Source organism: Kitasatospora sp. NA04385 (assembly GCF_013364235.1).
Lineage (GTDB): Bacteria > Actinomycetota > Actinomycetes > Streptomycetales > Streptomycetaceae > Kitasatospora.
On the sequence record NZ_CP054919.1, the window covers coordinates 4,890,204 to 4,917,159 of the forward strand.

25 protein-coding genes and 1 pseudogene are annotated in these 26,956 nt (G+C 73.9%); 18 read left to right on the top strand and 8 right to left on the bottom strand.

From position 1 onward, the window contains the following. Positions 1-166: 166 nt before the first annotated feature. Both xseA and HUT16_RS21945 read right to left on the bottom strand, forming a co-directional pair. Positions 167-1,384, bottom strand: coding sequence for an exodeoxyribonuclease VII large subunit (gene xseA, locus HUT16_RS21940; RefSeq protein WP_176189821.1), 1,218 nt, complete (start codon positions 1,382-1,384; stop codon positions 167-169). Positions 1,385-1,393: 9 nt separating this feature from the next. Beyond that, complete coding sequence (locus HUT16_RS21945; protein ID WP_176189822.1) at positions 1,394-2,746, bottom strand: APC family permease; 1,353 nt, start codon at positions 2,744-2,746, stop codon at positions 1,394-1,396. A gap of 84 nt (positions 2,747-2,830) precedes the next feature. On the opposite strand from HUT16_RS21945, the gene HUT16_RS21950 reads away from it, so the two are divergent. Both HUT16_RS21950 and ppgK read left to right on the top strand, forming a co-directional pair. Then, complete coding sequence (locus HUT16_RS21950) at positions 2,831-3,805, top strand: 4-hydroxy-3-methylbut-2-enyl diphosphate reductase (protein ID WP_176189823.1); 975 nt, start codon at positions 2,831-2,833, stop codon at positions 3,803-3,805. Between the two features lie 153 nt (positions 3,806-3,958). Continuing rightward, complete coding sequence (ppgK, locus tag HUT16_RS21955; protein ID WP_176189824.1) at positions 3,959-4,735, top strand: polyphosphate--glucose phosphotransferase; 777 nt, start codon at positions 3,959-3,961, stop codon at positions 4,733-4,735. Positions 4,736-4,775: 40 nt separating this feature from the next. On the opposite strand, the gene HUT16_RS21960 is transcribed toward ppgK, so the two are convergent. Beyond that, positions 4,776-5,210, bottom strand: coding sequence for a DUF6542 domain-containing protein (locus HUT16_RS21960; protein WP_176189825.1), 435 nt, complete (start codon positions 5,208-5,210; stop codon positions 4,776-4,778). A gap of 330 nt (positions 5,211-5,540) precedes the next feature. On the opposite strand from HUT16_RS21960, the gene ychF reads away from it, so the two are divergent. After that, the gene (gene ychF, locus HUT16_RS21965; RefSeq protein ID WP_176189826.1) at positions 5,541-6,614 is read left to right on the top strand and encodes a redox-regulated ATPase YchF; all 1,074 of its coding nucleotides are present in this window, start codon (positions 5,541-5,543) and stop codon (positions 6,612-6,614) included. Positions 6,615-6,882: 268 nt separating this feature from the next. Continuing rightward, positions 6,883-7,497 (top strand): helix-turn-helix transcriptional regulator, encoded by a 615-nt coding sequence (locus HUT16_RS21970; RefSeq protein ID WP_176189827.1) that lies wholly within the window; start codon positions 6,883-6,885, stop codon positions 7,495-7,497. Positions 7,498-7,526: 29 nt separating this feature from the next. Here HUT16_RS21970 and HUT16_RS21975 read toward each other — a convergent pair whose 3' ends face one another. Continuing rightward, positions 7,527-8,363 (bottom strand): UbiA family prenyltransferase, encoded by an 837-nt coding sequence (locus HUT16_RS21975; protein WP_176189828.1) that lies wholly within the window; start codon positions 8,361-8,363, stop codon positions 7,527-7,529. A gap of 585 nt (positions 8,364-8,948) precedes the next feature. Here HUT16_RS21975 and HUT16_RS21980 point away from each other — a divergent pair. The 11 genes and pseudogenes from HUT16_RS21980 (at position 8,949) to HUT16_RS22030 (ending at position 21,709) form a co-directional block, all read left to right on the top strand. Beyond that, complete coding sequence (locus HUT16_RS21980; RefSeq protein ID WP_176189829.1) at positions 8,949-9,785, top strand: sugar phosphate isomerase/epimerase; 837 nt, start codon at positions 8,949-8,951, stop codon at positions 9,783-9,785. Further along, positions 9,769-10,437 (top strand): cupin domain-containing protein, encoded by a 669-nt coding sequence (locus tag HUT16_RS21985; RefSeq protein ID WP_176189830.1) that lies wholly within the window; start codon positions 9,769-9,771, stop codon positions 10,435-10,437. The genes HUT16_RS21980 and HUT16_RS21985 overlap by 17 nt, the downstream gene beginning before the upstream one ends. A 3-nt stretch (positions 10,438-10,440) precedes the next feature. Further along, positions 10,441-11,607, top strand: coding sequence for an FAD-dependent monooxygenase (locus tag HUT16_RS21990; protein WP_217712092.1), 1,167 nt, complete (start codon positions 10,441-10,443; stop codon positions 11,605-11,607). After that, on the top strand, positions 11,586-13,412 hold the full coding sequence (locus tag HUT16_RS21995) for an FAD-dependent monooxygenase (RefSeq protein ID WP_176189831.1): 1,827 nt from the start codon (positions 11,586-11,588) through the stop codon (positions 13,410-13,412). The genes HUT16_RS21990 and HUT16_RS21995 overlap by 22 nt, the downstream gene beginning before the upstream one ends. 11 nt (positions 13,413-13,423) lie before the next feature. Then, on the top strand, positions 13,424-14,488 hold the full coding sequence (locus HUT16_RS22000; protein WP_176189832.1) for a methyltransferase: 1,065 nt from the start codon (positions 13,424-13,426) through the stop codon (positions 14,486-14,488). Between the two features lie 31 nt (positions 14,489-14,519). Further along, positions 14,520-15,734 carry an MFS transporter gene (locus HUT16_RS22005; RefSeq protein ID WP_176189833.1) on the top strand — a complete coding sequence of 405 codons (1,215 nt, stop codon included), beginning with the start codon at positions 14,520-14,522 and terminating at the stop codon, positions 15,732-15,734. A gap of 316 nt (positions 15,735-16,050) precedes the next feature. Continuing rightward, positions 16,051-17,853, top strand: coding sequence for an acetolactate synthase large subunit (locus tag HUT16_RS22010; RefSeq protein WP_303392089.1), 1,803 nt, complete (start codon positions 16,051-16,053; stop codon positions 17,851-17,853). Continuing rightward, positions 17,850-18,095 (top strand): annotated as a pseudogene (gene ilvN, locus HUT16_RS22015) (acetolactate synthase small subunit); the annotation flags it as partial. The gene HUT16_RS22010 and the pseudogene ilvN, both read left to right, overlap by 4 nt. Before the next feature lie 145 nt (positions 18,096-18,240). Further along, complete coding sequence (locus HUT16_RS22020) at positions 18,241-18,828, top strand: TetR/AcrR family transcriptional regulator (RefSeq protein ID WP_176189835.1); 588 nt, start codon at positions 18,241-18,243, stop codon at positions 18,826-18,828. A 143-nt stretch (positions 18,829-18,971) separates the two neighbouring features. After that, a complete protein-coding gene (locus HUT16_RS22025) occupies positions 18,972-20,360 on the top strand; it encodes an MFS transporter (protein ID WP_176192798.1) in 1,389 nt (462 codons plus the stop codon). A gap of 47 nt (positions 20,361-20,407) precedes the next feature. Next, positions 20,408-21,709 carry an alpha/beta fold hydrolase gene (locus HUT16_RS22030; protein WP_176189836.1) on the top strand — a complete coding sequence of 434 codons (1,302 nt, stop codon included), beginning with the start codon at positions 20,408-20,410 and terminating at the stop codon, positions 21,707-21,709. A gap of 270 nt (positions 21,710-21,979) precedes the next feature. On the opposite strand, the gene HUT16_RS22035 is transcribed toward HUT16_RS22030, so the two are convergent. The 4 genes from HUT16_RS22035 to HUT16_RS22050 all read right to left on the bottom strand — a co-directional run bounded on the left by HUT16_RS22035 (position 21,980) and on the right by HUT16_RS22050 (position 24,529). Then, positions 21,980-22,636, bottom strand: a complete 657-nt coding sequence (locus HUT16_RS22035; RefSeq protein ID WP_176189837.1) for an HAD-IA family hydrolase — start codon at positions 22,634-22,636, stop codon at positions 21,980-21,982. Positions 22,637-22,707: 71 nt separating this feature from the next. Then, positions 22,708-23,169 carry a deaminase gene (locus tag HUT16_RS39845; RefSeq protein WP_176189838.1) on the bottom strand — a complete coding sequence of 154 codons (462 nt, stop codon included), beginning with the start codon at positions 23,167-23,169 and terminating at the stop codon, positions 22,708-22,710. Further along, entirely contained in the window at positions 23,156-23,851 is a 696-nt protein-coding gene (locus tag HUT16_RS39850; RefSeq protein WP_176189839.1) for a dihydrofolate reductase family protein, read from the bottom strand. The genes HUT16_RS39845 and HUT16_RS39850 overlap by 14 nt, the downstream gene beginning before the upstream one ends. A 93-nt stretch (positions 23,852-23,944) precedes the next feature. Beyond that, positions 23,945-24,529, bottom strand: a complete 585-nt coding sequence (locus tag HUT16_RS22050) for a pyridoxamine 5'-phosphate oxidase family protein (protein WP_176189840.1) — start codon at positions 24,527-24,529, stop codon at positions 23,945-23,947. Between the two features lie 148 nt (positions 24,530-24,677). Here HUT16_RS22050 and HUT16_RS22055 point away from each other — a divergent pair, with 148 nt between their 5' ends. From HUT16_RS22055 to HUT16_RS22065, 3 genes are all read left to right on the top strand, one after another. Next, positions 24,678-25,487 carry a methyltransferase domain-containing protein gene (locus HUT16_RS22055; RefSeq protein WP_176189841.1) on the top strand — a complete coding sequence of 270 codons (810 nt, stop codon included), beginning with the start codon at positions 24,678-24,680 and terminating at the stop codon, positions 25,485-25,487. Between the two features lie 130 nt (positions 25,488-25,617). Beyond that, positions 25,618-25,830 carry a hypothetical protein gene (locus HUT16_RS22060; protein ID WP_176189842.1) on the top strand — a complete coding sequence of 71 codons (213 nt, stop codon included), beginning with the start codon at positions 25,618-25,620 and terminating at the stop codon, positions 25,828-25,830. 599 nt (positions 25,831-26,429) lie between these two features. Continuing rightward, positions 26,430-26,822: an NUDIX domain-containing protein gene (locus HUT16_RS22065; protein ID WP_176192799.1), complete on the top strand. Its 393-nt coding sequence runs from the start codon at positions 26,430-26,432 to the stop codon at positions 26,820-26,822. Positions 26,823-26,956 lie beyond the last annotated feature (134 nt).

Sequence of the window (26,956 nt, forward strand, 5' to 3'; positions counted from 1 at the left end):
CCAAACCTCCGGAAATTGCCGGAAAAGGGAAGGCCCGTCACACTATGACCGGCTCCGACCCGGTGCAAGCAGTTCACGGGAAAGCGGCGGGCATTCCCGTGAATTCCCGCGCGGAGGGGGGCTCGCGGGCAATTCCGCGAGCCGGTGCCGGACCGCCGACGGACGGTCAGCCCTCGCCGAGGTCCGCCCGCACCCCGAACGACCCGCCCGCCACCCGGGCCCGCAGCGCCTCCCCGTCCGCGGCCTGCGCCGGGTCGGTCAGCACCGTGCCGTCCGCCTTCTGCAGCACCGCGTAGCCGCGCTCCAGGGTGGCCAGCGGCGACAGCGCCACCACCCGGGCCAGCGCGTGCCCCAGGTCGGTCTGCGCGTGGTCCAGCCGGTGGCCGACCACCCGCCGGGCCCGCTCCACCAGCGCCGCCACCTCCGCGCCGCGGGCCGTCACCGCCTCGGCCGGCGCCGCCAGCGCCGGCCGGCTGCGCACCGCGGCCAGCCCCGCCGACTCCCGCTCCACCCGGTGCAGCACGGCCCGCCGCGCCTGGTCCCGCGCCTGCCGCACCCGGGCCAGCTCCTCGCCCACGTCCGGCACGACCCGCTTGGCCGCGTCGGTCGGCGTGGACGCCCGGAAGTCCGCGACGAAGTCCAGCAGCGGCTGGTCCGGCTCGTGCCCGATCGCGCTCACCACCGGCGTCCGGGCCGCCGCCACCGTCCGCACCAACTCCTCGTCGGAGAACGGCAGCAGGTCCTCCACGCTGCCGCCGCCGCGGGCCACCACGATCACCTCGACCTCCGGCAGCGCGTCCAGCTCCCGCACCGCCGCGCACACCCGGCCCACCGCCTGCGGGCCCTGCACCGGCACGTTGCGCACCTCGAAGCGCACCGCGGGCCAGCGCCGCCGGGCGTTCTCCAGCACGTCCCGCTCGGCCGCCGAGCCCCGGCCGGTCACCAGGCCCACGCAGCCCGGCAGGAACGGCAGCCGCTTCTTCCGGGCGTCCTCGAACAGGCCCTCGGCGAACAGCCGCCGCTTCAACTGCTCCAGCCGGGCCAGCAGTTCGCCCAGCCCGACCAGCCGCAGCTCGGAGGCCCGCAGCGAGAGCGCGCCGCGCGCCGCGTACCACTCCGGCTTCGCCCGGACGATCACCCGGGCGCCCTCCTGGACGGCGTCCGCGACCTGCTCGAACACCTGCCGGAAGCAGGTCACCGTCAACGAGACGTCCCGGTCCGGGTCGCGCAGCGTCAGGAACACCATCCCCGCCCCCGGCCGCCGGTTCAGCTGCGCGATCTGCCCCTCCACCCACACCTCGCCCAGCCGGTCGACCCACCCGCCGATCAACGCCGAGACCTTCCCCACCGGCAGGGGCGCTTCCGGACTGCTCGCATTGGCCATCCCCCGAGGCTAGCCGCCCTCGGCGACACCCCGCCCGCGCTGCGCGAACAGCACCACCAGCCCCACCGCCAGCCACACCGCGCCGACGACCTGCGCGGTGTGCGCGGCCTCCACCACCACCGCCACCAGCACCGCGACGCCCAGCAGCGGCACCACCGCGTGCCGCAGCCAGTCCCGCGAGCCGCCGCGCACCACGTACCAGCCCACCACCGAGGCGTGCAGCAGGACGAACGCGGTCAGCGCGCCGACGTTGACCACCGAGGTCAGCTGGTCGAGGCCGTCGTCCCGGCGGGCCGCCCAGACCGCCGCCACCAGCGTGATCACCGCCGCGGTCAGCAGCGCCCGCCGGGGCACCGCCGTCCGCCCGTCGACCACGCCCAGCGCCCGCGGCAGCCGCCCCTCCCGGCCCATCGCGAAGACCAGCCGCCCGGCCGCCGCCTGCCCGGCCAGCGCCGCGAACGCCGCCCCGATCGCCTTGGACGCCGCGATCAGCACGTGCAGCCAGTGCCCGACGGCGGACTCCACGGTGTCGTAGAACGCCGAGCCCTGCGCCTGCGGGTCGGCCGCCAGCTGCTGCGGCGTCGTCGGCTCCAGCACCGCCGCCAGGTAGGTCTGCACCACGAACAGCAGCCCGGCCAGCGCCAGGCACCACAGCACCGCCCGGGCCACCGCCGCCGACGCGCCGACCGCCTCCTCGACGAACGAGGCGATCGCGTCGAAGCCGAGGTAGGAGAGCACCGCCACCGACACCGCCGACAGCACCGCCGTCAACGAGAAGGCGCCGACGCCCCCGAACGGGGAGCCCCAGTCCCGGGCCGCGCCGTCCCGGGCCAGCACCACCACCGCCGCCACCACGAACACCGCCAGCACCACCACCTCCATCGCCAGCACCGCGAACCCCACCACCGCCGCCGTCCGCACCCCGACCAGGTTCAGCGCGGTGGTGACCAGCACCGCCAGCACCGTCCACACCCAGCGCGACACGTCCGGCACCAGCGAGTTCAGCGCGATCCCGGAGAACAGGTACGCCACCGCCGGGATCAGCAGGTAGTCGAGCATCGCCATCCACCCGGCGACGAACCCCGGCCCCTCGCCCAGCCCGGCCCGCGCGTACGCGAACACCGACCCGGCCCGCGGCACCGCCCGCACCATCTCGGCGTACGACAGCGCGGTGAACCCCATCGCCACCGTCGCCACCAGGTACACCGCCGCCACCGCGCCGTGGCTCTTCGCGTCCAGCACGCCGAACACGCCCACCGGCGCCATCGGGGCGATGAACAGCAGCCCGTACACCATCAGATCCCGCACCCCGAGGGTGCGCCGCAGCTCAGCCGTCCGTACCTGTGTGCTCACCCTGGCCATTCCACCCGATCGGGCCCGGCCGCACCCGCCCCGGCCGCGGCGACGCGCGCGAGGGCCCGCGGGACTCGCCCGTACGATGGAGCCATGTCGACCACCGCCCAGCGCCGTGTCCTGCTCGCCGCCCCCCGGGGTTACTGCGCGGGCGTCGACCGCGCCGTGATCGCCGTGGAGAAGGCCCTGGAGCAGTACGGGGCGCCGATCTACGTCCGCAAGCAGATCGTCCACAACAAGTACGTCGTGCAGACCCTGGAGAAGCAGGGCGCGATCTTCGTCGACGAGACGGAGGAGGTGCCCGAGGGCTCGATCGTGGTCTTCTCCGCGCACGGCGTCGCCCCGTCCGTGCACGACGAGGCCGAGGCCGGCCGGCTCGCCACCATCGACGCGACCTGCCCGCTGGTCACCAAGGTGCACAAGGAGGCCCGCCGGTTCGCCGACGAGGACTACGACATCCTGCTGATCGGCCACGAGGGCCACGAGGAGGTCGTCGGCACCATGGGCGAGGCCCCCGAGCGGATCCACCTGGTGGACGGCGCCGAGGACGTCGCCACCATCGAGGTCCGCGACGAGTCCAAGCTGGTCTGGCTCTCCCAGACCACCCTCTCGGTGGACGAGACCATGGAGACCGTCGGCGCCCTCAAGCAGCGCTTCCCGCTGCTGGTCTCCCCGCCCAGCGACGACATCTGCTACGCCACCCAGAACCGCCAGGTCGCCGTCAAGCAGCTCGCCCCCGAGGCCGACCTGCTGATCGTGGTCGGCTCCAAGAACTCCTCCAACTCGGTCCGGCTGGTCGAGGTCGGCCTCGAGTACGGCGCCAAGGCCGCCCACCTGGTCGACTTCGCCGAGGAGATCGACCCGGCCTGGCTGGAGGGCGTCACCACGGTCGGCCTGACCAGCGGCGCCTCCGTGCCGGAGATCCTGGTCGAGGGCGTGCTCGAACTCCTCGCCGCGCACGGCTTCCAGGACGTCCAGATCGTCAGGACCGCCGAGGAGCACCTCACCTTCTCGCTCCCCAAGGAGCTCCGCCGCGACCTGCGCGCCGAGGCCGCCGGCAAGCTCTGACCCGCCCCGCCCGCCGCCCGGTCCCGCCCGGTCCCGCCCGCCGGGGCCGGGCGCCGTCCGTCCGAACGGGCTGCGCCCGCCCCCGTCCCCCCGTACGTTGGTGCGAGGACCGGCGGGCAGCGGACGCCCCCGGGGGTACGGGAGGCGACGGCAGTGACGACGGTCTTCGGCGTGGACATCGGCGGCTCGGGCATCAAGGGCGCACCGGTCGACCTGGACAAGGGCGTGCTCGCCCAGGAGCGGCACAAGGTGCTCACCCCGCACCCCTCCGGCCCGGACGAGGTGATCGGCGCGGTCTGCGAGGTCGTCCGGCACTTCGACCACCGCGGACCGGTCGGACTGACCTTCCCGGGCGTGGTCGTCGACGGGCACACCAGGACCGCGGCCAACGTCGACAAGGGCTGGATCGGCCTGGACGCCGAGGCCCGGTTCAGCGACGCGCTCGGCCTGCCCGCCACCGTCGTCAACGACGCCGACGCGGCCGGCATCGCCGAGGTCACCCACGGCGCCGGACGCGGCCGGGCCGGCGTCGTCCTGCTGCTCACCCTCGGCACCGGCATCGGCAGCGCCCTGTTCTCCGACGGCGTGCTCGTCCCCAACACCGAACTCGGCCACCTCGAACTGCGCGGCAAGGACGCCGAACGGCGGGCCTCCTCCGCCGCGAAGGAGCGCCACGACCTCAGCTGGCCGCAGTGGGCCGAGCGGGTCGACGAGTACCTCGACCTGGTCGAGATGCTGTTCTCCCCGCAGCTGGTCATCATCGGCGGCGGCGTCAGCCGCAAGCACGAGAAGTTCCTGCCGCTGCTCAAGGACCGCCGCGCCGAGATCGTCCCGGCCGGGCTGCGCAACGACGCGGGCATCGTCGGCGCGGCGATGGCGGCCGCCCGCCGGCCCACCGTGCCCGCCGCCCAGCCCCCGGTCGGCGACTGACCCGGCCGCCCGACGCGGACCCGCCGGGACCGGACCGGCCCTAGCGGGCCCGGCGTCGGCGGCGCTGGGCCAGGTGACGCGCGGTGACGATCGCGGCGGCCAGGGCGGTGCCGGCGAACAGCCAGCCCGCCCGCAGCGCCAGCCCGCCGGCCAGCGCCACCACCTCGCCGGTGACGCCCTGCGCCGGGCCCGGCTGGAGCACCACCAGCGCCGCCGCGAAGGCGATCGGCCCGCAGATCGGCGCCGCCGGCAGGTCCGAGTACCGCACCCGCACGGCCAGCTGGAAGCACACCACCAGATAGCCGAGCCCGAACAGCACCCCGAGTCCGCCGAACAGCAGCCGGTCCACCCCGGCGGACACCAGCGTCCCCGCCACCGCCGCGACCCCGGTGCCCACCGCCGTCAGCCGGGCCGGACGCCCGCTCCCGCCGCGCCGCCGACGCGCCGCCAGCAGCCGCTGCGCCGCGCGCTTCACCGCCTGCGGGCCGGTGGTCCGGGTGCCGGACGCCGACCGCAGCCGGGACTCGGGGGGGCCACTCTGCCCCGGAACGGCGGCCTCGCCGGCGCCGCGCCCGGGCGGTCGCCTTCTCGGCCCTGGCGGCTGGGTACGGGTGCTCTGCTCCACCCGACCAACGTACGGTCCGATCATCGACACCGTGTGTAATGCCACCCCGGCAATTGTCCGTGTCCGGCCGGTGCGCGCCCCACCCGCGCTGCCCGGCCCTCCCCGTGCGCCCCGTAGACTGGGGGATCGGCCCGCACCGGGCCACCTCGACGCCCTCCAAGCCCCGGGACACCACTCTCCATGTCGCTCACGATCGGAATCGTCGGCCTGCCGAACGTCGGCAAGTCGACCCTGTTCAACGCCCTGACCAAGAACGACGTGCTGGCGGCCAACTACCCGTTCGCCACCATCGAGCCGAACGTCGGCGTCGTCGGTGTCCCCGACCCGCGGCTGGGCAAGCTCGCCGAGATCTTCGGCTCGCAGCGCGTCCTCCCGGCGACCGTCGACTTCGTCGACATCGCCGGCATCGTCCGCGGCGCCAGCGAGGGCGAGGGCCTGGGCAACAAGTTCCTCGCCAACATCCGCGAGGCCAACGCGATCTGCCAGGTCGTCCGGGCCTTCACCGACCCCGACGTGGTCCACGTCGACGGCAAGGTCTCGCCCAAGGACGACATCGAGACCATCCACACCGAGCTGATCCTCGCCGACCTGCAGACCATCGAGAAGGCGCTGCCCCGGCTGCAGAAGGAGGCCCGGCTCAAGAAGGACACCGCGCCGGTGCTCGCCGCCGCCGAGGCCGCCCAGGCAATCCTGGAGACCGGCAAGACCCTGTTCGAGGCCGGCTTCGACACCACCGCCGTCCGCGACCTGCACCTGATGACCTCGAAGCCGTTCCTCTACGTCTTCAACGTCGACGAGGACGCGCTCTCCGACGAGGACTTCAAGGACGCCCAGCGCGCCCTGGTCGCCCCCGCCGAGGCCATCTTCCTCAACGCCAAGATCGAGTCCGAGCTGATCGAGCTCGACGACGACGAGGCGCTCGAACTCCTCCAGTCGATGGGCCAGGACGAGCCCGGCCTCGCCACCCTCGCCCGGGTCGGCTTCGCCACCCTCGGCCTGCAGACCTACCTCACCGCCGGCCCCAAGGAGACCCGCGCCTGGACCATCCGGCAGGGCGCCACCGCCCCCGAGGCCGCCGGTGTCATCCACACCGACTTCCAGAAGGGCTTCATCAAGGCCGAGGTCACCTCCTTCGACGACCTCGTCGCCGCCGGCTCCCTCGCCGAGGCCCGCTCCAAGGGCAAGGCCCGCATCGAGGGCAAGGACTACGTCATGCAGGACGGCGACGTGGTGGAGTTCCGCTTCAACGTCTAGCGGTCGGCACGGCACCGCGCCGGTCGGCGCGGTGCCGCGGGGCGCCCGGGGCGCCGGGGGCCCCGGCAGGGGTGTTCGCTATCGTGTGCGGATTGAGCATGTCACACTGAGCTACGGCCGCTGACCGGGTCATCCGACGCGTTCAAGAGGGCTGCAGCAGGGAGGGAATTTGCGTTACCCAGCTGCGGCGCAGTTTCTGCGTGGCGCGATACCGGACGTCATCCACGCCTACCGGACGGCACTGAGAACGGTCCGCAGTCCCCTGGCCATGCGCAAGGAGGCGTGGCCGAAGTGCCGGGAGCAGGCGCAGGCGATCGTGGAGGACTGCGTCGCCCGCCTGACCGGGGAGGGGCCGCTCGAATCGGCCGAGGCCTGGCGGTACTCGCACCTGGTCGGCACCGACCGCGCCAACCAGGGGATCGCGGTCGCCGAGTCGGTGCGCGCGGTGGAGATCCTGTGGAGCGCCATGCAGCCGACCATCAACGCCGCGGTGCAGCACGAGGCCCCCGCGCGACGGGCCCCCGCGCTGCTGCTGATCAGCACCGCGTTCCGGGCCAGCGCCGGAAGCCGGCTCTACGCGGGCGCCGTCGGCTACGGCGGGGCCGTCGTCCGGGCCCCCGACCCGCTGGCGGAGGCGGACGACGCCGTCGTCCCGGCGGGCGTCTCCGAGGCGGCGCCCCTGCACGCCGGGGCGGGCGTGGCGCTCTCCCGGCGCGAGAAGGAGGTGCTGGACGGGGTGGCGAAGGCGATGACCAACAGTCAGATAGCCCGCCAGCTCGGCATCACCACGGCGACCGTGAAGCGCCACCTCAACAACATCTACGGCAAGTTGGGCGCGGTCTCCCGCATCGACGCCGTCAACAAGGCCTTCGGGCGGCACTGACCCGCGGGCCGCCGCCCGGGCGGCGGCCGTCACACCAGACCGGGCAGCAGGAGCGCGAGCAGCATGGCGGCGTTCGCCGCGAACTGGGTGCGCATGAACACGCGGTAGGCGCTGCGACGGGTCTCCCGGTCCCCGCCGGTGTCCCCGGCCGTCCGGACGATCTGCACCACCAGGCAGCCGGCGCCGACCGCCAGCGGGACGGCCCCGGCCAGCGTCAGCGGGGCCCAGACCAGCGCCGCCAGCACCCCGCCGGCCCCGACCAGCAGCGCTCCGGCCGCCGCGACCGCGCGGGCCCGGCCGGCCCCGTGCCGCACGGCCACCGTGCGGCGCCCGCCGACCGCGTCCCCCTCGGCGTCGCCGAGGTCCTTGACGACCGCTCCCACCAGCGCCATCCAGGCGCTCATCACGGTGGCGAAGACCAGTCCGGCCGGGCTCAGCGTGCCGCCCGTGGTGGCGGCGCCCGCCGCGAACGAGGTCCAGCCGAGGCCGAACACCACCACCGCGCAGGTGCTGCTCCAGCGCTTCGCCGGGAACGGCGGCGCCGAGTACAGCCAGCCCAGCAGCAGGAACAGCGCCACCCACGGGGTGAGGCCGGGGACGTACAGCGACAGCAGCAGGGACCCCGCGGCGACGGCCGCGGTGAGCAGCGCCGCCGTCCGCTCCGGCAGGTCGCCCCGGGCGATCGGCCGGGCGGACCCGTTGGCGCGGTCCTCCTTGACGTCCAGCACGCCGTTGACGAGGTAGGCGGCCACCACGGCCAGCCACCAGACGAGGACCCCGGCGGCCAGGTGCGGTCCGTCCGCCTGCCCCTGGGAGACGAAGGCCGCGCCCACCGCGAACCGCAGGAGGAACACGATCTGGACCACGGGCCGGGCCTCGCCCAGGCTCAGACCCGCGTAACGCAGGCCGCGCCGGAGCGGGGCCCGGAGCGGAACACGGGACCGCGATTCGGGCAGGGGAATCCTGCCGGAGGTCAATGTCACGGCGTTCAGCCTACGAGGAACGGGTCCTCCGGGAGGGTGAGACTGCACCCAAGGATGCACCCCGTCCGCGCACCCGTCCGACCGGCGTCCCCGCGGCGTACCGGTCGTCGTTCCGACCCGGTGCATCCTTGGGTGCAGTTCCCCCTGCCGACCGCTCCGGGTTGACATCGTATGGGTCGACCGAGGAAGCAGGAGAGGGTCATGAGGGCCGGCGTCAAAAATGCCAGGCGCGTGACTACCGATCTGCCGAAGGCCGCCCGGAACGCTCGCCGGAACACCACCGGTGGATTCGGGCCGCTCCGGCCTGCTTGACCCGGGCGCCGGGAACACGTTCACTGCATTCCCGGCGCCGGTCTATTCCGGTTCCGAGACGGCTTTCCACTCCGCGGTGAAAACTTCGGAAAAGCCGTCGACCTGCACTGTGACGTGCCGTTCCACTATCGGGAGGTAGGCGAAGTGGATTACCATATGGGTACGGTCACCCTGGGTGGCTCGCTGCCGGACAAATTGGAAGCAATCGCCGCCGCCGGCTTCTCGGGTATCGAATTGATGGAGTGGGACCTGCAGGGGTTCTCCGCGCCCGTCGCCCGGGCCATGGCGGACGACCTCGGCCTGGAGATCGTCAACTACCAGCCGCTCAGGGACTTCGAAGGCGGCCCCAGGAACCAGCTGGCGGCCAAGCTGGACCGGGTCGAGCGGGTCTTCGACCGCATGGAGCAGTTGCGGACGAGCACCCTGATCCTGTGCAGCAACGTCACCGACGTGTCGGACCTCGACGACGACGAAGTCGCCGGTGACCTGGCACTCCTCGGCGAGCGGGCCGCGGCCAGGGGGTTCTCGATCGGCTACGAGGCGCTGTCCTGGGGGCTGCGGGTCAACACCTTCCGCCAGGCCTGGCGGCTGATCGAGCGCTCCGGCGCCGAGAACGTGGGCCTGGTGCTGGACAGCTTCCACACCCTGGCGCTGAACGACCGCTTCGACGACCTCTCCGAGGTGCCGCCCGACCGCATCGCGCTGATCCAGGTGTCGGACGCCCCCCGGATGAATCTGGACGTCATGTCCTGGAGCCGGCACCACCGCTGCCTGCCGGGCCGGGGGGATTTCGACGTGACCGGTTTCCTGGCGCCGGTGCTGGCCAACGGCTACGACGGCCCGATCTCGCTGGAGATATTCAATGACACCTACAAGGCGTGGCCCCTGGCGCCGCTCGCGCGGCAGGGAATGAGCGCACTGCGCGACGTCACGTCGGCGGCGATGCTGTCGGTTTCCCGAGGAGGAAGGCAGTTCCATGAGCACCGAATATGAAGTATTCGACTTCCCGGACATCGAACCCGGCCCGGAGAAGCCACTGGTACTCGGCCCGGCGGGCGAGGTCTTCAAATTCGTGCAGACCGGTGAGAGCAACGGCGGGAAATTCCTGTTCTCCAAGCTGACCGTGCCGCCGCACGTCGGCCCGCCGCCGCACATCCACCACCGCACCGACGAGTGGTTCTACGCGCCGAACGGCGGGTTCAGCATCTTCATGGGGCCCAACGAGTTCCCCGACCTGGACGTCACGCCGGGCGACGGAGCCGACCGGGAGACGGTCGCCATGCTGCCGATGCGCCCGAAGGAACTGCTCTACGTCCCGCGCCACTACACCCACGGCTTCGTCAACACGACGACCACCAACCAGGAGATGTGGCTGGTCTGGTCGCCGGACACGCCGGAGAGCTCCATCCTCCCGTACTTCATGAACGCGGGGAAGGTCGTGGCCAACGAGCAGGACATCACGGAGCCGGACTTCCTGTCCCGGATCCGGCTCGTCACGATGGCCCGCGACTACGGCATCAACCAGAGCGCGGACTTCTGGGACTTCGTCAAGGACGTCGTGGAGGACCGGCCCGCGTGGCTGCCGAGCGACGGCCGCGCGCGGCTGCTGAACCTGTTCCACGACGAGATCGAGGCGCAGGAGTAGCCCGTGGGAATCGACCGGAAGACCTCGATCGCCGTCGTCGGCGGCGGATTGGGCGGAGCCGCGACGGCCGCGCTGCTGCAGCGGGCCGGCCACCGCGTGACGGTGTTCGAGCAGGCGGGCGCGTTCGAGCCCGCCGGCGCGGGCATCCACCTGACGCCCAACGTGATGCGCGTCCTGGACCGGGTGGGGGTCGCCGACGCCCTGGTCGGGGCCGGCTACCTGCCCGAGTCGTTCACCAGCCGGGACTTGGCGTCGAACTCCGTCAGGTGCGCGCTGCCGCTCGGCGCCGGGGTGCGGGCGCGGTACGGAGCCCCCTACCTCACCGTCGGCCGCGGCGTGCTCCACCGGGAACTGCTCGGCGCCCTGCGGCCGGGCACCGTGCGGTACGGCAAGCGGCTGGTCTCGTTCGACGACCGGGGCGCCCGGGTGCGGCTGGACTTCGCCGACGGGAGCACCGCCGAGGCCGACTGCGTCATCGGCGCGGACGGCCTCGGGTCGCGGGTCCGGGAGGGGATGCACGGCGCCGAACGCCCCGGCTTCTCCGGCCAGATCGCGTACCGGGCGACCGTGCCCGCGGGCACCCCGGTCCCCGTCGACCGGCGGTGCATCACCAAGTGGTGGGCCGGGGAGAGCTTCGTCATCGGCTACCCGACCGACTCCCGCAGCGGCGACTACTACTTCGTCGCCGGCACGGCGGCCGACGCGTGGCCGCACCCGCGGTCCTGGGTCGAGGCCGACCGGGACGAGATGCTGGACGCCTTCGCCGGCTCCTGCGACGAGGTCCGCACCCTGCTCGAAGCGGCCCGCTCGCTGACCAAGTGGCCGCTCTTCGAACGCCCGCCGCTGCAGCAGTGGGGCCGGGGCCGGGTCGCGCTGCTCGGCGACGCCTGCCACCCCATGCGGCCGCACATGGCGCAGGGCGCGGCCATGGCCATCGAGGACGGCGTGCTGCTGCTGCGCTGCCTGGAGGCCGAGGACGACGTCGAGGACGCGTTCTGGCGCTACGCCGAGAGCCGCAAGCAGCGCACCACCCGGATCCAGGCCGTGTCCGCCGCGAACTCGTGGCTCAAGGACACCGAAGACCCGGCCTGGGTCTTCAGCTACGACGCGATGAACGTCGACCTACCCGAATCCAGGAGGCACTCCACGTGTACGACACTGATGTCCTGATCGTCGGGAGCGGCCCGGCCGGATCGTCCGCGGGGCTGATGCTGAGCACGTACGGCATCGACAACCTCGTGATCACGAAGCACCGCTGGCTCGCCGACACCCCCCGCGCGCACTACAAGAACCAGCGCACCATGGAGGTCTTCCGGGACCTGGACGTGGCGGACGAGATCCTCGCCAAGGCCTCGCCCAAGGAGGTCATGGGCAACGTCGTCTTCTGCACCAGCCTGGTGGGCGAGGAGCTGGGGCGGCTGCCCTACGGCGCCAACCGGGCGCGGCGGCAGAGCGACTACGCGCTGGCCAGCCCGGCCGAGCACTGCGACCTGCCGCAGACCCTGCTGGAGCCGATCCTGCTGTCCAACGCCGCCGCGCGCGGCAGCCACGTCCGGTTCGACACCCAGCTGCTGGGGTTCCGGCAGGACGAGGACGGCGTCACCGCGCAGGTGCTGGACCGGCTGAAGCGCGAGCGCTACGAGATCCGGGCCAAGTACCTGATCGGCGCGGACGGCGGCAACAGCCTGGTGGCGGAGCAGCTCGGCCTGCCGATGGAGGGCCACATGGGCCTGGCCGGCAGCATCAGCATCATCCTGCACGCGGACCTCTCGCACCTCGTGGCGCACCGCCCCGGCTACCTCTGGTGGATCATGCAGCCGGGCGCCAACGTCGGCGGCATCGGCATGGGCCTGCTGCGCATGGTCCGGCCGTGGAACGAGTGGCAGATCGTGTGGGGCTACGACATGAGCGCGGGCGAGCCCGACGTCTCCGAGATCGACGCGGTCGGCATCGCCCGCCAACTGATCGGCGACGATTCGGTGGACATCACCATCCGCTCCGTCTCCACCTGGACCGTGAACCAGAAATACGCCACCAAGTACTCCAACGGCCGGGTTTACTGTATGGGCGACGCGGTGCACCGTCACCCGCCGTCCAACGGCCTGGGTTCGAACACCTCGATTCAGGACGCCTACAACCTGGCGTGGAAAATGGCGATGGTCCTGAAGGGACAGGCGTCGGAACGGCTGCTGGACACCTACGACCAGGAGCGCGCTCCGATCGGCAAGCAGATAGTCGAGCGCGCGAACAAGAGCATCGAGCAGTTCGGGGGCATATTCTCCGCCCTCGGGCTGGACGCGAAGCTGGACGCGGACCAGATGCGCCTCAACATGTCCGTCCTGAAAGAGGCTTCCGCGGCGGGCGCCGAGAAGCGGAAGATGCTGCGCGAGGCCATCGAGCTCAAGTCGTACGAGTTCGCGACCCAGGGCGTCGAGCTCAACCAGCGCTACGCGTCGCACGCCGTCCGCCCGGACGGCGCCGGGCACCCCGAGTGGGAGCGCGACCCCGAGCTGTACTACCAGGCGTCCAGCCGGCCCGGCGCCCGCCTGCCGCACGTCTGGCTCGACCGGCGCGGCGCGCAGGTCTCCAGCCTGGACGTGGTGGGCAAGGGGAGGTTCACCCTGCTGACGGGGCTGAACGGGCAGGGCTGGCTCCGGGCCGCCGAGCTCCTCTCGGCGGAGCTGGGCATCGAGGTCGCCGCGCACGTCATCGGCCCCGGCCACGAGCTGCAGGACCTCTACGGGGACTGGGCCGACGTCACCGAACTGCCGGAGGACGGCTGCCTGTTGGTGCGTCCGGACGCGTTCATCGGCTGGCGCAGCGAGGACTGCGCCGCGGCCGAGGACGCGCTGCGCACGGCCCTGCACGGCATCCTCGGGCGGGCTTCGGACGGGCGGGACGATCCGGACGGGTCGGCGCGCACCGAGGACGAGCCCGCTCCGGCGGCGCGTCCGGCCATGGCGATGAACAACTAGGAGGGGTGCGCATGACCATCCAGGAGTCTGCTCCGGCGGGGCCCGTCACGCACGGGGACCCCGCGGCCCGGACGCCCGCCGGCGAGATCCGCAGGATGCAGGAGCTGATCCGCGGCATGGCGGTCACCCAGATGATCGCCGCGGCCTGCGAGCTCGGCCTCCCCGACGCGGTGGGCGACGACGGGGACTCGCTGACCGCCCTGGCCGAACGCCTGAAGGCCGACGCGGGCGTCCTGACCCGGATCGCCCGGGCCCTGTCGTCCCAGGGCGTGTTCGACGTCGACGCGGACGGCGGAATCCGCCACAACGAGGCGTCCCGCCTGCTGACCACCACCACGGACGGCCCCTCGCTCCACTGGGCCGCGCGGTTCTGGGGGATGCCGGGCATCTGGCGCTCCTGGGGCGCGCTGAGCCACTGCGCCGGCACCGGCGAGGAGGCGTTCTCGCCCGTCAACGGCCAGGACTTCTTCGCCTACATGAACGCCAGCCCGGAGGAGGAGGCGCTCTACCAGCGCTACATGGCGAGCGGGTACCCGGGGCGCTACGCGGCGATCGCCGACGTGCTCCCGGTGGAGCCCGGCGAGTGGGTGATCGACGTCGGCGGGGGGACGGGGAGCCTGGCGCGGGCGGTCCTCGAACGGAACCCGGAGGTGCAGGCCATCGTCTACGACCAGGCCAGCGTGATCTCCGCCCTGCCCGCGGGGTCGGGGCACGCCCGGCTGAGCACCTGCGCGGGCAGTTTCTTCGACGCGGTACCCGTGGGCGGAGACGTCTACGTCCTGTCGTGGATCCTGCACGACTGGCCGGACGGGAAGGCGGAGGCCGTCCTGCGCAACTGCCGCACGGCGATGGCTCCCGGCGCCCGGCTCGTCATCGTGGACCGCGTCCTGCAGGAGTCCCCGCAGGACTGCGACCCGCTCGACCTGGTGCTGGACCTGCAGATGCAGGTCCTGCACGGCGGGCGCGAGCGCACCCTGGACGACTTCGCGCGGCTCCTGGACGCGACGGGCTTCTCCGCCCCCCGGGTCCTGTCCGCGCGTCCGGAGTTCGCGGTCGTCCAGGCGACCGCAGTCTGAACGTCGATCACCCGATCCTGTCGAGAGAGCAATGAAAACTGAGAGTGCAGCAAGGCGGACGGTGCAGGTCGGCATGGACCGCGGCCTGACCTTCCTGATGGCGCTGGCCTGCGGCGCGGTCGCGGCCAACATCTACTACGCGCAGCCCCTGGTCGCGCTGATCGGCCCCGACGTGGGCCTGAGCGCGAGCGCCTCCAGCCTCGTGGTGACGCTGACCCAGATCGGCTACGGCGTGGGCCTGGTCTTCCTGGTCCCGCTCGGCGACATCTTCGAGAACCGCCGGCTCATCACGGTCACCCTGGTGGCGTGCACGGCGGCGCTGCTGAGCGCGTCGGTCGCGTCCAACGCGGCCCTGTTCCTCGGCACTTCGCTGGTGATCGGCCTGAGTTCGGTCGTGGTGCAGATGCTGGTGCCCTTCGCGGCCCACCTCGCCCCGGAGGAGAGCCGCGGGCAGGTCGTCGGCAACGTCATGAGCGGCCTGCTGCTGGGCATCCTGCTGGCGCGTCCGGTGGCCAGCATGACGACCGACCTGCTCGGCTGGCGGGCGATCTTCGCCATCTCCGCCGGTCTGATGCTGGTGCTCGCCCTCACCCTGCGCTCGGTCCTCCCGGAGCGGAAGCCGACCACCTCCGTCCGCTACCCGGCGCTGCTGGCGTCGATGGGGAAACTGCTGGTCAGCACGCCGATCCTGCGGCGGCGGGCGTTCTACCACGCCATGCTGTTCGGCGCGTTCAGCCTGTTCTGGACCGCCGTGCCGCTGATCTTGGCGAGCCCGGCGTGCGGGCTGAGCCAGGGCGGGATCGCCCTGTTCTCGCTGGCGGCGGTGCTCGGGGCGTTCGTCGCGCCGGTCGCGGGCCGGATCGCCGACCGCGGTCTGACGAAGCCCGCGACCGGCCTCGCGATCCTGGCCGTCGTGCTCTGCTTCCTGCTGGTGTTCACCAGCGGCGGGCACATGGTCGCGGCCCTGTTCGTCGCGGCGCTCCTGCTCGACGTGGGCATCTCGTGCAACCTGGTGCTGGGCCAGCGGGCGATCTTCTCGCTGGGGGCGGAGATCCGCAGCCGGCTGAACGGCCTCTACATGGCGATCTTCTTCGTCGGCGGCGCGGTCGGGTCGGCGGTGGCCGGCTCGGTGTACGAGTCGTACGGGTGGCAGGGCATCGCCTGGTGCGGGATCGCCTTCCCGCTGGTGGCCGGCCTCTACTACCTGACGGAGCTGGTGCCGCGGCGCACCGTGCCGGCCGTCTGATCCGGCCATCCCTGACGGGTCGTCAACCCGTTTGCCGGAAAGCACCGATGCGGTGATCCGTCACCGGAATGATTGGCATCCGCACACAGCGGGAAGGTAGGCTGAAGTCTCGCATTCCCGCGATTTGCGCGAGAACTTGCTTGAGCCGTCACGAACGGATTCGCCCTGCTCCGACGAGAGTTCTGTTCCCTCGGAGCCGCTGAGCGCGTAGTCGTCACCCGACACCGCTCTTTGCGCGCCATCCCGTAGTACTTCCGGACTTACCGTCCGACTGCTGAATTCCGCGCGCTGCCCTTCGAATCAGTCTTGCGAACGGGTGCCCTCCGCCGGTCCGAATCGGGCCGGCGGGCGCGCCCAGCATTCGAGCCAAGCCAAGAGGAACGAGCAGATGACCGAACAGATGACAGGTGCCCAGGCTCTGGTCAGGGCGCTGGAGCACGTCGGGGTCGACACGGTGTTCGGATATCCGGGCGGCCACATCCTCCCCGCCTACGACCCGCTGTACGACTCGACCAGGATCCGCCACGTGCTGGTCCGGCACGAGCAGGGCGCCGGGCACGCCGCGGAGGGGTACGCCCAGGCCACCGGCAAGGTCGGCGTCTGCATGGCCACCTCCGGCCCGGGCGCCACCAACCTGGTCACCCCGATCGCGGACGCGTACATGGACTCCGTCCCGCTGGTCGCCATCACCGGCCAGGTGCCGAGCACCATGATCGGTACGGACGCCTTCCAGGAAGCCGACATCTGCGGCATCACCCTCCCGATCACCAAGCACAACTTCCTGGTGACCGACGCCGGCGACATCGCGCGCACCATCGCCGAGGCCTTCCACATCGCCTCCACCGGCCGCCCCGGCCCGGTGCTGGTCGACATCACCAAGGACGCGCTGCAGGCCACCACCGAGTTCCACTGGGAGCCGACGGCGAACCTGCCGGGCTACCGGCCGGTCACCCGGCCGCACGCCAAGCAGATCCAGGAGGCGGCCAGGCTGATCTCCGAGGCCGAGTGCCCGGTGCTGTACGTCGGCGGCGGCGTGCACAAGGCCCGCGCCTCGGCGGAACTGCTCCGCCTGGCCGAGCTGACCGGCATCCCGGTCGTCACCACGTTGATGGCCAGGGGCACCTTCCCCGACAGCCACCCGCTGCACATGGGCATGCCCGGCATGCACGGCACCGTCTCGGCGGTCGGCGCGCTGCAGCAGGCGGACCTGCTGATCGCCCTGGGCGTGCGGTTCGACGACCGGGTCACCGGCCGGCTGTCGTCCTTCGCGCCGCGGGCCAAGGTCATCCACGCGGACATCGACCCGGCCGAGATCTCCAAGAACCGGACGGCCGACGTCCCGATCGTGGGCGACTGCAAGGAGGTCATCGGCGCCCTCGTCCAGGCGGTCGACCGCCCCGGCGACTACGTCAAGTGGCGGGCGCAGCTGGACAAGCTGAAGGAGACCTACCCGCTCGGGTACGAGGACTTCGGGGACGGCACGCTGGCCCCGCAGTACGTCCTGGAGCGGCTCGGTGCCATCGGCGGACCGGACGCCCTCTACGTGGCCGGCGTCGGCCAGCACCAGATGTGGGCGTCCCACTTCGTCGGCTTCGAGAAGCCCGGCGCCTTCATCACCTCCGGTGGCGCGGGCACGATGGGGTACGCCGTGCCCGCCGCGATGGGCGCCAAGATGGGGCGGCCGGACACGGTGGTCTGGGCGATCGACGGCGACGGCTGCTTCCAGATGACCAACCAGGAGCTGGCCACCTGCACGCTGGAGGGCGTGCCGATCAAGGTCGCGGTCATCAACAACGGCAACCTCGGCATGATCCGCCAGTGGCAGTCGCTCTTCTACGGCGAGCGGTACTCCAATTCCGACCTGCAGACGGCCCAGCGCATCCCCGACTTCGTGAAGCTGGGGGAGGCCTACGGCTGCGTCAGCCTGCGGTGCACCCGGCCCGAGGACGTGGACGCGACGATCGCCAAGGCGATGCAGATCAACGACGTGCCGGTGGTCATCGACTTCGTGGTCCACGAGGACGCCATGGTCTGGCCGATGGTCCCGGCCGGCACCAGCAACGACGACATCAAGATCGCCCGAGACATGACTCCGAAGTGGGAGAGCGACGGCTCATGAGCAAGCACACCCTGTCGGTCCTCGTCGAGGACAAGCCCAGCGCGCTCACCCGGGTCACGGCCCTGTTCAGCCGGCGCGGCTTCAACATCGACTCCCTCGTCGTCGTCCCGGCCGAGACGGCGGGGCTCTCCCGGGTCACCCTGGTGGTCGACGCGGACGACACCCCGCTGGAGCAGGTGACCAAGCAACTCGACAAGCTCATCAACGTGTTGAGCGTCACCGAGGTCGGCCGCGGGCGGGCGGAGTCCGTCCCCTCCCCCGCCTGACACCCGTCCGGCCGCCGCGCCCGGGCCGCCCTCCGCCACGGAGGGCGGCCCGGGCCGTTTTCCGGGGCCGGTCCGCCAGCGCCGGTAGACACTGTCTACTCGGCGCTGGTAGACAGTGTCCGTGAGCGATGACGAGCGGAGCCCCCTGCGGGAGCGCCTGGTGGACGCCGGGGTCGAACTGGTGCTGGCCGAAGGGTCGGGGGCGGTCGGGCTGCGGGAGATCGCGCGGCGGGCCGGGGTGTCGCACGGGGCGCCGCGGCGGTACTTCGCGACGCACCGGGAACTGCTGTCGGCGGTGGCGCGGCGCGGGTTCGAGGAACTGGCGGCGCGCTTCGCGGCGGTCCGGGAGCCCGACCCGCGGGCCCGGCTGGCGTGCCTGGCCCGGGCGTACCTGGCGTACGCCGCCGAGCGGCGCGGGATGTTCGAGCTGATGTTCCGTCACGACCTGCTGAACGGCGACGGGTCGGCGCCGGCCGGCCCCCGGCTGCGGGAGGCGACGGTGCCGCTGTTCGGGGAGCTGGCGCGGCTGGTGGCGCGGTGCACGGGGGACGAGCGGCGGGCGCCGGTGGCGACGGCCGCGCTGTGGGCGAACCTGCACGGGCTGGCGCAGTTGCGGGGGTGGGGGAGCACGGCGCTGATGCTGGGGGAGGGCCGCGAGGAGGAGCTGCTGGAAGCGGTGCTGGCGGCGCACCTCGGGGCCGCCGAGTGAGCCGCGGCGCGGGTCGTGACGCGGGTCGTGGTGCGAGCCGTGACGAGCGGCGTGACGAGGGCGATGGCACGGGTCGTGACGAGGGCCGTGGCGCGGGGCGTGGCGCGAGCCGCCTCGCGCTGCCGGTGAGCGCCGGGGCCGCCATGCTGGTGGCCCTGGACGGCACCGTGCTGCTGATGGCGCAGCCCGGCATGCGGCGCGAACTCGACACCGGCACGGCGCAGTTGCAGTGGACGAGCACCGGCTACCTGGTCGCCGTCGCGGCCCTGCTGGTGCTCGCGGGCCGGCTCGGCGACCGCTACGGCCACCGCCCGACCCTGCTGGTGGGCGTGCTGGGCTTCGGCGCGGCCTCGGCGGGCATCGCGCTCGCCCCGACCCTCGGCTGGGTGATCGGGCTGCGGACCGTCCAGGGCGTGTTCGGCGCCCTGCTCCAGCCCGGCACGCTCGCGCTGCTGCGGCTGTGCTGCCCGCCGGAGCGGCTCGGCCGGGCGATCGCCGTCCGGACGGGCGCCATCGCGGTCGCGGCGGGCGCGGGCCCGCTGCTCGGCGGGCTGCTGGTGGACGCGTTCGGCTGGCGCGCGGTGTTCTGGATCAACGTCCCGGCGGCCGCGCTGATCGCCGGGATGACGCTCGCCCTGCGCCCCGGCCGGGCGCGGGCGGACGGGCAGCGGCTCGACCTGGCGGGCGCGGCCCTGCTGGCGGCGGCGCTGGCGGTCCTGGTGCACGCGCTCTCCCGGGTGCCGGAGCGCGGCTGGGGCGGGACGTCGGCCGAACTGGCGGGCGCCGTCGGGCTGTTCGCGGTGCTGGTGGCGCACGAGCGGCGGGCCGCGAGCCCGGTGGTGCCGCGTCCGGTGGCGGCGTCCCGGCCGGTGGCGGCCTCGCTGGTCCTGCTGCTGACGGCCTCGGCGGGGCTGTTCGGCACCCTGTTCAGCACCACGTTCCGGCTCCAGGACGCCCTGCACGTGGGCCCGTTGGGCACGGCGCTGCGGATGCTGCCGCTGACCGCGCTGATGGTGCTGGGCGCCCCGGCGGCCGAGCGGGCGCTGCGCGTCCACGGGCCCCGGCGGACGGCGCTGGCGGGCGTGGCGCTGCTGGTGGCGGGCATCGCGGGGCTGGCCGGCCCGGGCGGCGGGGGCGGGGCGGAGCTCGCCACCGGGGCGGCCTCGGCGCTGCTGGGGGCGGGGTTCGCGGCGGTGATGGTGACGGCGACCGGCACCGTGGTCGGCGACGCCCCGGCCGGGTACGCGGGCACGGTCGGCGGTCTGAAGCAGACCGCGGCGAACATCGGCCCGACCCTGGGCATCGCGGCCGCCACCGGGGCGGGCGCGCACGGCGCCCTGCCGGTCCTGGCCGCGCTCGCCGCCCTCGGCCTGCTGCCCGCCGCCCTGCCCGGCGCCCGGCCCGCCGGGCGGCGCGGACCGCCGTCGGCGGGGCGTGACACCCTGGGCGGATGGCGGAACGAGGCGGCGCGGGCGGGTGCGGGGCGGCGCCGCCCGGTCCGGCCGGGCCGCCGCCCCACCCTCTCCGGCTGACCGCCGCCGCCCCGCCGACCGACCGCCAACCGCCAGGGAGCACCCGCATGGACTTCGTCGAGTCGACCGTCGAGGCGGACGGTGAACGCCTGGCCTGCACCGTGGTCGAGCCGTCCGCTCCGCAGCCGTCCGCCTCGGCGCTGCCGCTCGCTCCGCAGCCGTCTGCCTCGGCGCTGCCGCTCGCTCCGCAGCCGTCTGCCTCGGCGCTGCCGTCCGCTCCGCAGCCGTCTGCCTCGGCGCTGCCGCTCGCTCCGCAGCCGTCTGCCTCGGCGCTGCCGCTCGCTCCGCAGCCGTCTGCCTCGGCGCTGCCGCTCGCTCCGCAGCCGTCTGCCTCGGCGCTGCCGCTCGCTCCGCAGCCGTCTGCCTCGGCGCTGCCGCTCGCTCCGCAGCCGTCTGCCTCGGCGCTGCCGCTCGCTCCGCAGCCGTCTGCCTCGGCGCTGCCGCTCGCTCCGCAGCCGTCTGCCTCGGCGCTGCCGCTCGCTCCGCAGCCGTCCGCCTCGGCGCTGCCGCTCGCTCCGCAGCCGTCCGCCTCGGCGCTGCCGCTCGCCCCGCAGCCGTCCGCCTCGGCGCTGCCGCTCGCTCCGCAGCCGTCCGCCTCGGCGCTGCCGCTCGCTCCGCAGCCGTCCGCCTCGGCGCTGCCGCTCGCTCCGCAGCCGTCCGCCTCGGCGCTGCCGCTCGCTCCGCAGCCGTCCGCCTCGGCGCTGCCGCTCACCGCGCTGCTGATGCACGGCGCGGGCAGCGGCGACCGGCACCGCTGCCTGCCGCTGGCAAGGGAGTTGGCCGCCGCCGGGTGCCGCGCCGTGGTGTTCGACTTCGCCGGGCACGGCGCGAGCAGCGGCACCCTCGGCGAGCTCTCGCTGGCCCGCCGGGCCCGGCAGGCCCGCGCCGTGCTGGAGCGGCACGCCCCGGTCGGCCCGCTGCTGCTGGTCGGCTTCTCGATGGGCGGCCAGACCGTCACCGACCTGCTGCGGATGCCCGAACTCGCGGTCCGCACCGAGGCGGTGGCCCTCTGCGCACCCGCCGCCTACGCCCGCGAGGTGCGCGAACTGCCCTTCGCCAATCCGGAGTTCACCAAAGTCCTGCGCCAGGAGGGGAGTTGGCGCAGCAGCACGGCCTTCGACACCCTCGCGGCGTTCGGCGGCCGGGCGGTGCTGGTGCTGCCGGAGACGGACGGCGTGATCCCGGCCGGGGTGACGGACGCGCTGGACGCGGCCCTGCGCACCCGCCCGGCGGCGCCCCCGTACGCCAGGCTCACCCTGCCGGGCGCCGACCACCTGCTCGGCCGCTGGCTGGGCGAGCACCCGGAGGAGTGCGAGCGGGTGGCGGCGGCGCTGCTGGGCGCGGGCTAGGGCCGCCTGGTCGCGCCGGGCCCGCGACGCCGGATCGCCCCCGGCCCCGGGGGCGATCCGGCGCTCCCGTCACCCAGCAGCACCGACCCCGTACCCGAGTGGTCGGGCCGGCCCGCCCGGCGGGGCGCGAAGGGAGGCGCCTCCCGGCTCCCGAGGGGCCGGGGGAGCCGCGCGCCGATCCGGCACGACCGACCGGCCCGGCCCCGGGGTGCGTCCTCCGGCCCCCGCCGCGTCGGGCGAAGCTCGCGCGGTGGGCGACCGGCCCGCGCCTCAGGGCAGTTCGACCGCCAGGGCGCCGTCCTCGGCGCGGCTGACGGAGACGCCGGACAGGTCGTCCACGTGGTGGTCGGGCCGGTGGGCGGCGGCGCGCGGGCCGATGCCGAGCACCGGCATGCCGGCCGCCCGGGCGGCGGCGATGCCCGCCTCGGAGTCCTCCAGGACCAGGCACTCGGCGGGGGCGACGCCCAGCTGGGCGGCGGCCTTGAGGAAGCCCTCCGGGTCGGGCTTGCTGGCGCCGACGTGCTCGGCGGTGACCATCAGCGGCGGCAGCGGGACGCCGGCGGCGGCCATCCGGACCCGGGCCAGCCGGTCGTCGGCGGAGGTCACCAGCGCGTGCGGCAGCCCGGCCAGCGAGGCCACCAGCCGGGCGGCGCCCGGGACCTCGACCACGCCGTCGGTGTCGGCGGACTCCTCGTCGAGCATCACCGCGTTCTCGGCGAGGTTCTGCTCCACCGGGCGGTCGGGCAGCAGCAGGGCCATGGTCAGGTGCCCCTGCCGCCCGTGCGCGACCCGCATCACCTCGTCGCCGTCCAGGCCGTTGCGCCCGGCCCAGCGGCGCCAGCAGCGCTCGACCACGGCGTCGGAGTTGACCAGGGTGCCGTCCATGTCGAGCAGGACGGCCCGGACCGGCGGGGTCAGGACGGGCATCGGGGCTCCTCGGGGGCCTCGTACGGTTGGTTTGTTCCTCAATCGTACAAAACCGGTGGCGGTGGGGCCGCTCAGCCCACCAGGTGCGCGTTGACCGCCCGGGCCTCCTCGGCGAGCTCCGGCAGCTCCACCACCTCGACGCCCGCGGCCTCCAGCAGCGCGGCCCCCCGGCAGTCCTCGACGAACAGCGCGGGCTCCCGCCAGGCCACCACCACCCGCGGCACCCCGGCCGCGACGATCAGCTCCGCGCACGGGTGCGGCCGGGAGGCGCGCTGCCCGCACGGCTCCAGGGTGGAGTAGACGGTGGCGGTGCGCAGCCGCGGGTCGCCGGCCGGCAGCTTGCCGAGCGCGGCCTCCTCGGCGTGGTTCACGGCGTCCACCTCGCGGCTGTACCCCTCGGCCAGCACCTCGCCGTCCGCGCCGACCACCACCGCGCCGACCGAGAAGGCGGTTCCGGACGGCGGGCAGTGCCGGGACAGCTCGATCGCGCGGCGCAGTCGGCGCAGGTCGAGCTCGCGATCACCGGTGCTCATCGGGGGACTCCTTCGGGGCGTACCGCAGCAGGACGACGTCCCCCACCGTACGTGCCCCCAGCAGCCGCATCCGCCGGGCCGGGCCGCCCGGGTAGGCGGCGGGGGAGAGGAAGCGGGGCGCGCCGGCCTGGCCGACCAGCAGCGGGGCGACGGCCAGCTGCAGCTCGTCGGCCAGGCCCTCGGCCAGGAACCGGGTGTGCACGCCGCCGCCGCCCTCGACCATCAGCCGCCGCACCCCGCGCGCGCCCAGGTCGTCCAGCACCGCGCCCAGCGGCACCTCCGCGCCCAGGCCGACCACCTCGGTGCCGGGCGCCCCGGCCAGCGCGGCGCCCAGCACGGGTGCGACGGCGTCGGTGGTGTAGGCGATCTTGGCGCCGCCGGTGTGCCAGAACCGCAGCGCCGGGTCCAGCCGCCCGCTCGCGCTCAGGGTGACCTTCAGCGGGTACGCGGGCCGCCCGGCGGCCGTCCGCGCGGCGCGCCGCTCGGCCGAGTTGACCAGCAGCCGGGGGTTGTCGGCGCGCAGCGTCCCGCCGCCGACCAGCACGGCGTCGCTGTCGGCGCGCAGCGCGTCGACCCGGTCGAAGTCCTCGGCGTTGGAGAGCAGCAGCCGCTCGGGCGAGGCGTCGTCGAGGTGGCCGTCGAGCGACACCGCGGCGCTCAGCAGGACGTGGGGGCGGGGCACGGCGCGGCTCCAGGTTCGGCGGACGGCGGGGTTCCCACCGTACGCCGCGCCCCCGGCGCGACGGCCGCTCGGGCCAGGGGCCGGGGCGGCCGCTCAGGCCGGGCGGGGCGGCACCGGCAGCGGCAGGGCGGGCAGCCCGTTGATGCTGACGGCGACGTTCTCCTTGCCCTCGCAGTACTCGCTGAACCGGTCCTCGCCCTTGCGGTCGAAGAAGTCGGCCAGCAGCGTGCGGTCCTCCCTGTAGTCCATGAACGGGACGGCGAAGCCGCAGGAGTCGCTGACCCGCTCGGCCCGGACCAGGATGACCGCGCGCAGCGCGGTGCCGTCCGCCGCCGGGTCGAAGTGCGCGAGCAGCCCGGCGAAGCGCGGGTCGTCGCGGAACACCGGCTCGCCGTGCCCGTGCACCCGCAGCACGGTGGGCGGGCCCTCGAAGGCGCACCACATCAGCACGATCCGGCCGTTCTCCCGCAGGTGCGCGATGGTCTCGGCGTGCGAGCCGCCGAAGTCCAGGTAGGCGAGGGTCAGTTCGTCGATCACCGCGAGGGTGCCGACCCGGCCCTTGGGCGACAGGTTGAGGAATCCGTCGGCGGCCAGCGGGGCGGTGCCGACGAAGTAGACGGGCTGCTTCTCGATGAACGCGCGGAGCCTGGCGTCAATGCGCTCATAGGTCTTTCCCATGCGGAGGATTCTGCTCCCGGCGGGCGCGGATGGCGAGGTGATGACCCATCAGTCTTGACATGCGAGACGAGTTTGTCCGATCAGTGGAACGTTTTCCTATGCTGGAGGAGCCACGAGGAACCGCCTTCGAGGGAGAGGGAGTCCCGCCATGCCCGCCTACACCCACGGCCACCACGCCACCGTGCTGCGCTCGCACGTCAGCCGCACCGCCGCCAACTCCGCCGCCTACCTGCTGCCCGAACTGCGCCCCGGACAGCGGCTGTTGGACGTCGGCTGCGGCCCGGGCACGATCACCGCCGACTTCGCCGAACTGGTCGGCCCCGAGGGCCGGGTGGTCGGCATCGAGCCGGACGGCGGGGTGCTGGCCCGGGCCGCCGGACTGGCCGCCGAGCGCGGGCTGGCCAACCTGTCGTACGAGGTCGCCGACGTGTACCGGCTGCCGTACGCCGACGGCGCGTTCGACGTGGTGCACGCCCACCAGGTGCTTCAGCACCTGGCCGACCCGGTCGCCGCGCTGCGCGAGATGCGTCGGGTCACCGCCCCCGGCGGGGTGGTCGCGGTCCGCGACGCGGACTACGCCGCGATGACCTGGTACCCGCGGGTGCCCGAACTGGACGAGTGGGCCGAGCTGTACCAGCGGGTGGCCCGGCTCTCCGGCGGCGAGCCCGACGCCGGCCGCCGCCTGCTGGCCTGGGCGCGCGCGGCGGGCCTGCCGGACGCCGACCTGACGTCCTCCTCCAGCACCTGGACCTTCGCCACCGACGCCGAGCGGGCCTGGTGGTCCGAGGTCTGGTCCGGGCGCACCGTGCAGTCCAGGACGGCCGAGACCTCGGTGGCCGAGGGACTGGCCACCCCCGCCGACCTGGAGCGGATCGCCGCCGGCTGGACCCGCTGGGGAGCCGACCCGGACGGCTGGTTCGCCGTACTGCACGGTGAACTGCTGGTGCGCGTAAGCTAGTTGGGCACGCCCCCGAGTTAACGAGACGTTGACCGGACGCGTACCGCCCGGTAGCACGCACCGTCCAGCCTGGAGGCCGGACGGGCGGTCCGACCCGCCCCCCACCGGGTCGGACCGCTACCGTGTGGGCATGGACCGCCCACCGCCGCCCGGCACCGCCCACCGGGTGATGCGCCAGGACGACAACGGCAACCGCTTCCTGCTCGCCCGCGGCCTCGACCGGGCCCGGGCCGAGGCGCTGGCCGCCGAGTTCGAGGCCCGCGGCCACAAGCAGCTCTACTGGGTCGAACCCGAGGACCCGAGCGAACCGGCGGACCCCGCGGGCCGGGCCGGCTCCGGCTGATCCCCGGCCGCCCGGCCCCGCCCGCATAGCATGGCGCCCGGCGGCGGCCGCCGCCCCAGCACGTGTGCGGAGGAGGCCCGGTGGGCGTCGAGATCGAGCGCAAGTTCCTCGTACCGGACGGCGAAACCGTCCCCGACGGACGGGAGTTCGACGTCCGGCAGGGATACCTGGCGGCGGACCCGGAGGGCGGCGAGGCGCGGCTGCGCCGGCAGGACGGCGCCTACTCGCTGACCGTCAAGCGCGGCTCCGGGCTGGTCCGCGGCGAGTGGGAGACCCCGCTGGACACCGAGCAGTTCGCCGTCCTGTGGCCCGCCACCGACGGCACCCGGATCCACAAGACCCGCCGGGTCGTCCCGCTCGGCCCGCACGAGGCCGTGGTCGACACCTTCCACGGCCGGCTCGCCGGACTGCGCACCGTCGAGGTCGAGTTCACCGACCGCCGGGCCGCCGACGCGTTCACCCCGCCGCCCTGGTTCGGCCCCGAGGTCACCGGCCGCCCCGCCTTCGCCAACCGGAACCTGGCCACCGCCACCGAGCCGCCCCGCCCCTGGTACGCGGTCGGCCCCGGCGCGACGGGCGCGCGCCCGGCGGAGCCGGAGCTGATCGACACGGTGGCGTGGGTCCGGCTGGAGGAGGGCCGCATCCTGTGCGCCCGCCCGCGCGGCAAGGACGTCTTCTACATCCCCGGCGGCAAGCGCGAGGGCGCCGAGACCGACCTGCAGACCCTGATCCGCGAGGTCGCCGAGGAACTCTCCGTCACGCTCCTCCCCGACACCGTCGCCCACGTCGACACCTACCGGGCCGCGGCCCACGCCCAGGCCCCCGGCGCCGTCGTCTCGATGGCCTGCTACACCGCCGACTACACCGGCACCCTCGCCGCCAGCAGCGAGATCGAGGAGGTCGCGTGGTTCCGCTACGACGACCGCGACCGCGTCCCCCCGGTCGACCAGGTCCTCTTCGACGACCTGCACCGCGCCGGCCGGCTGCGCTAGGCCCGCCCGGGCCCGGGGCCCGGGCCGACCTGTACGGGAGCCGCCCCCCGGTACCCCGGGCGCCCGATCTGTACGCCAATCGGACAGACGCGAGGTATGCCGGGATAGCGGCGCGATTCCCTGGGTATGGCAGA

What these genes read in the sequence shown, in the direction of transcription:
- xseA (WP_176189821.1), bottom strand. Translation starts at nt 1,384, where the DNA reads ATGGCCAATGCGAGCAGTCCGGAAGCGCCCCTGCCGGTGGGGAAGGTC.
- HUT16_RS21945 (WP_176189822.1), bottom strand. Translation starts at nt 2,746, where the DNA reads ATGGCCAGGGTGAGCACACAGGTACGGACGGCTGAGCTGCGGCGCACC.
- HUT16_RS21950 (WP_176189823.1), top strand. Translation starts at nt 2,831, where the DNA reads ATGTCGACCACCGCCCAGCGCCGTGTCCTGCTCGCCGCCCCCCGGGGT.
- ychF (WP_176189826.1), top strand. Translation starts at nt 5,541, where the DNA reads ATGTCGCTCACGATCGGAATCGTCGGCCTGCCGAACGTCGGCAAGTCG.
- HUT16_RS21970 (WP_176189827.1), top strand. Translation starts at nt 6,883, where the DNA reads ATGCGCAAGGAGGCGTGGCCGAAGTGCCGGGAGCAGGCGCAGGCGATC.
- HUT16_RS21980 (WP_176189829.1), top strand. Translation starts at nt 8,949, where the DNA reads ATGGGTACGGTCACCCTGGGTGGCTCGCTGCCGGACAAATTGGAAGCA.
- HUT16_RS21985 (WP_176189830.1), top strand. Translation starts at nt 9,769, where the DNA reads ATGAGCACCGAATATGAAGTATTCGACTTCCCGGACATCGAACCCGGC.
- HUT16_RS22000 (WP_176189832.1), top strand. Translation starts at nt 13,424, where the DNA reads ATGACCATCCAGGAGTCTGCTCCGGCGGGGCCCGTCACGCACGGGGAC.
- HUT16_RS22005 (WP_176189833.1), top strand. Translation starts at nt 14,520, where the DNA reads ATGAAAACTGAGAGTGCAGCAAGGCGGACGGTGCAGGTCGGCATGGAC.
- HUT16_RS22025 (WP_176192798.1), top strand. Translation starts at nt 18,972, where the DNA reads ATGCTGGTGGCCCTGGACGGCACCGTGCTGCTGATGGCGCAGCCCGGC.
- HUT16_RS22030 (WP_176189836.1), top strand. Translation starts at nt 20,408, where the DNA reads ATGGACTTCGTCGAGTCGACCGTCGAGGCGGACGGTGAACGCCTGGCC.
- HUT16_RS22035 (WP_176189837.1), bottom strand. Translation starts at nt 22,636, where the DNA reads ATGCCCGTCCTGACCCCGCCGGTCCGGGCCGTCCTGCTCGACATGGAC.
- HUT16_RS39845 (WP_176189838.1), bottom strand. Translation starts at nt 23,169, where the DNA reads ATGAGCACCGGTGATCGCGAGCTCGACCTGCGCCGACTGCGCCGCGCG.
- HUT16_RS22050 (WP_176189840.1), bottom strand. Translation starts at nt 24,529, where the DNA reads ATGGGAAAGACCTATGAGCGCATTGACGCCAGGCTCCGCGCGTTCATC.
- HUT16_RS22055 (WP_176189841.1), top strand. Translation starts at nt 24,678, where the DNA reads ATGCCCGCCTACACCCACGGCCACCACGCCACCGTGCTGCGCTCGCAC.
- HUT16_RS22060 (WP_176189842.1), top strand. Translation starts at nt 25,618, where the DNA reads ATGGACCGCCCACCGCCGCCCGGCACCGCCCACCGGGTGATGCGCCAG.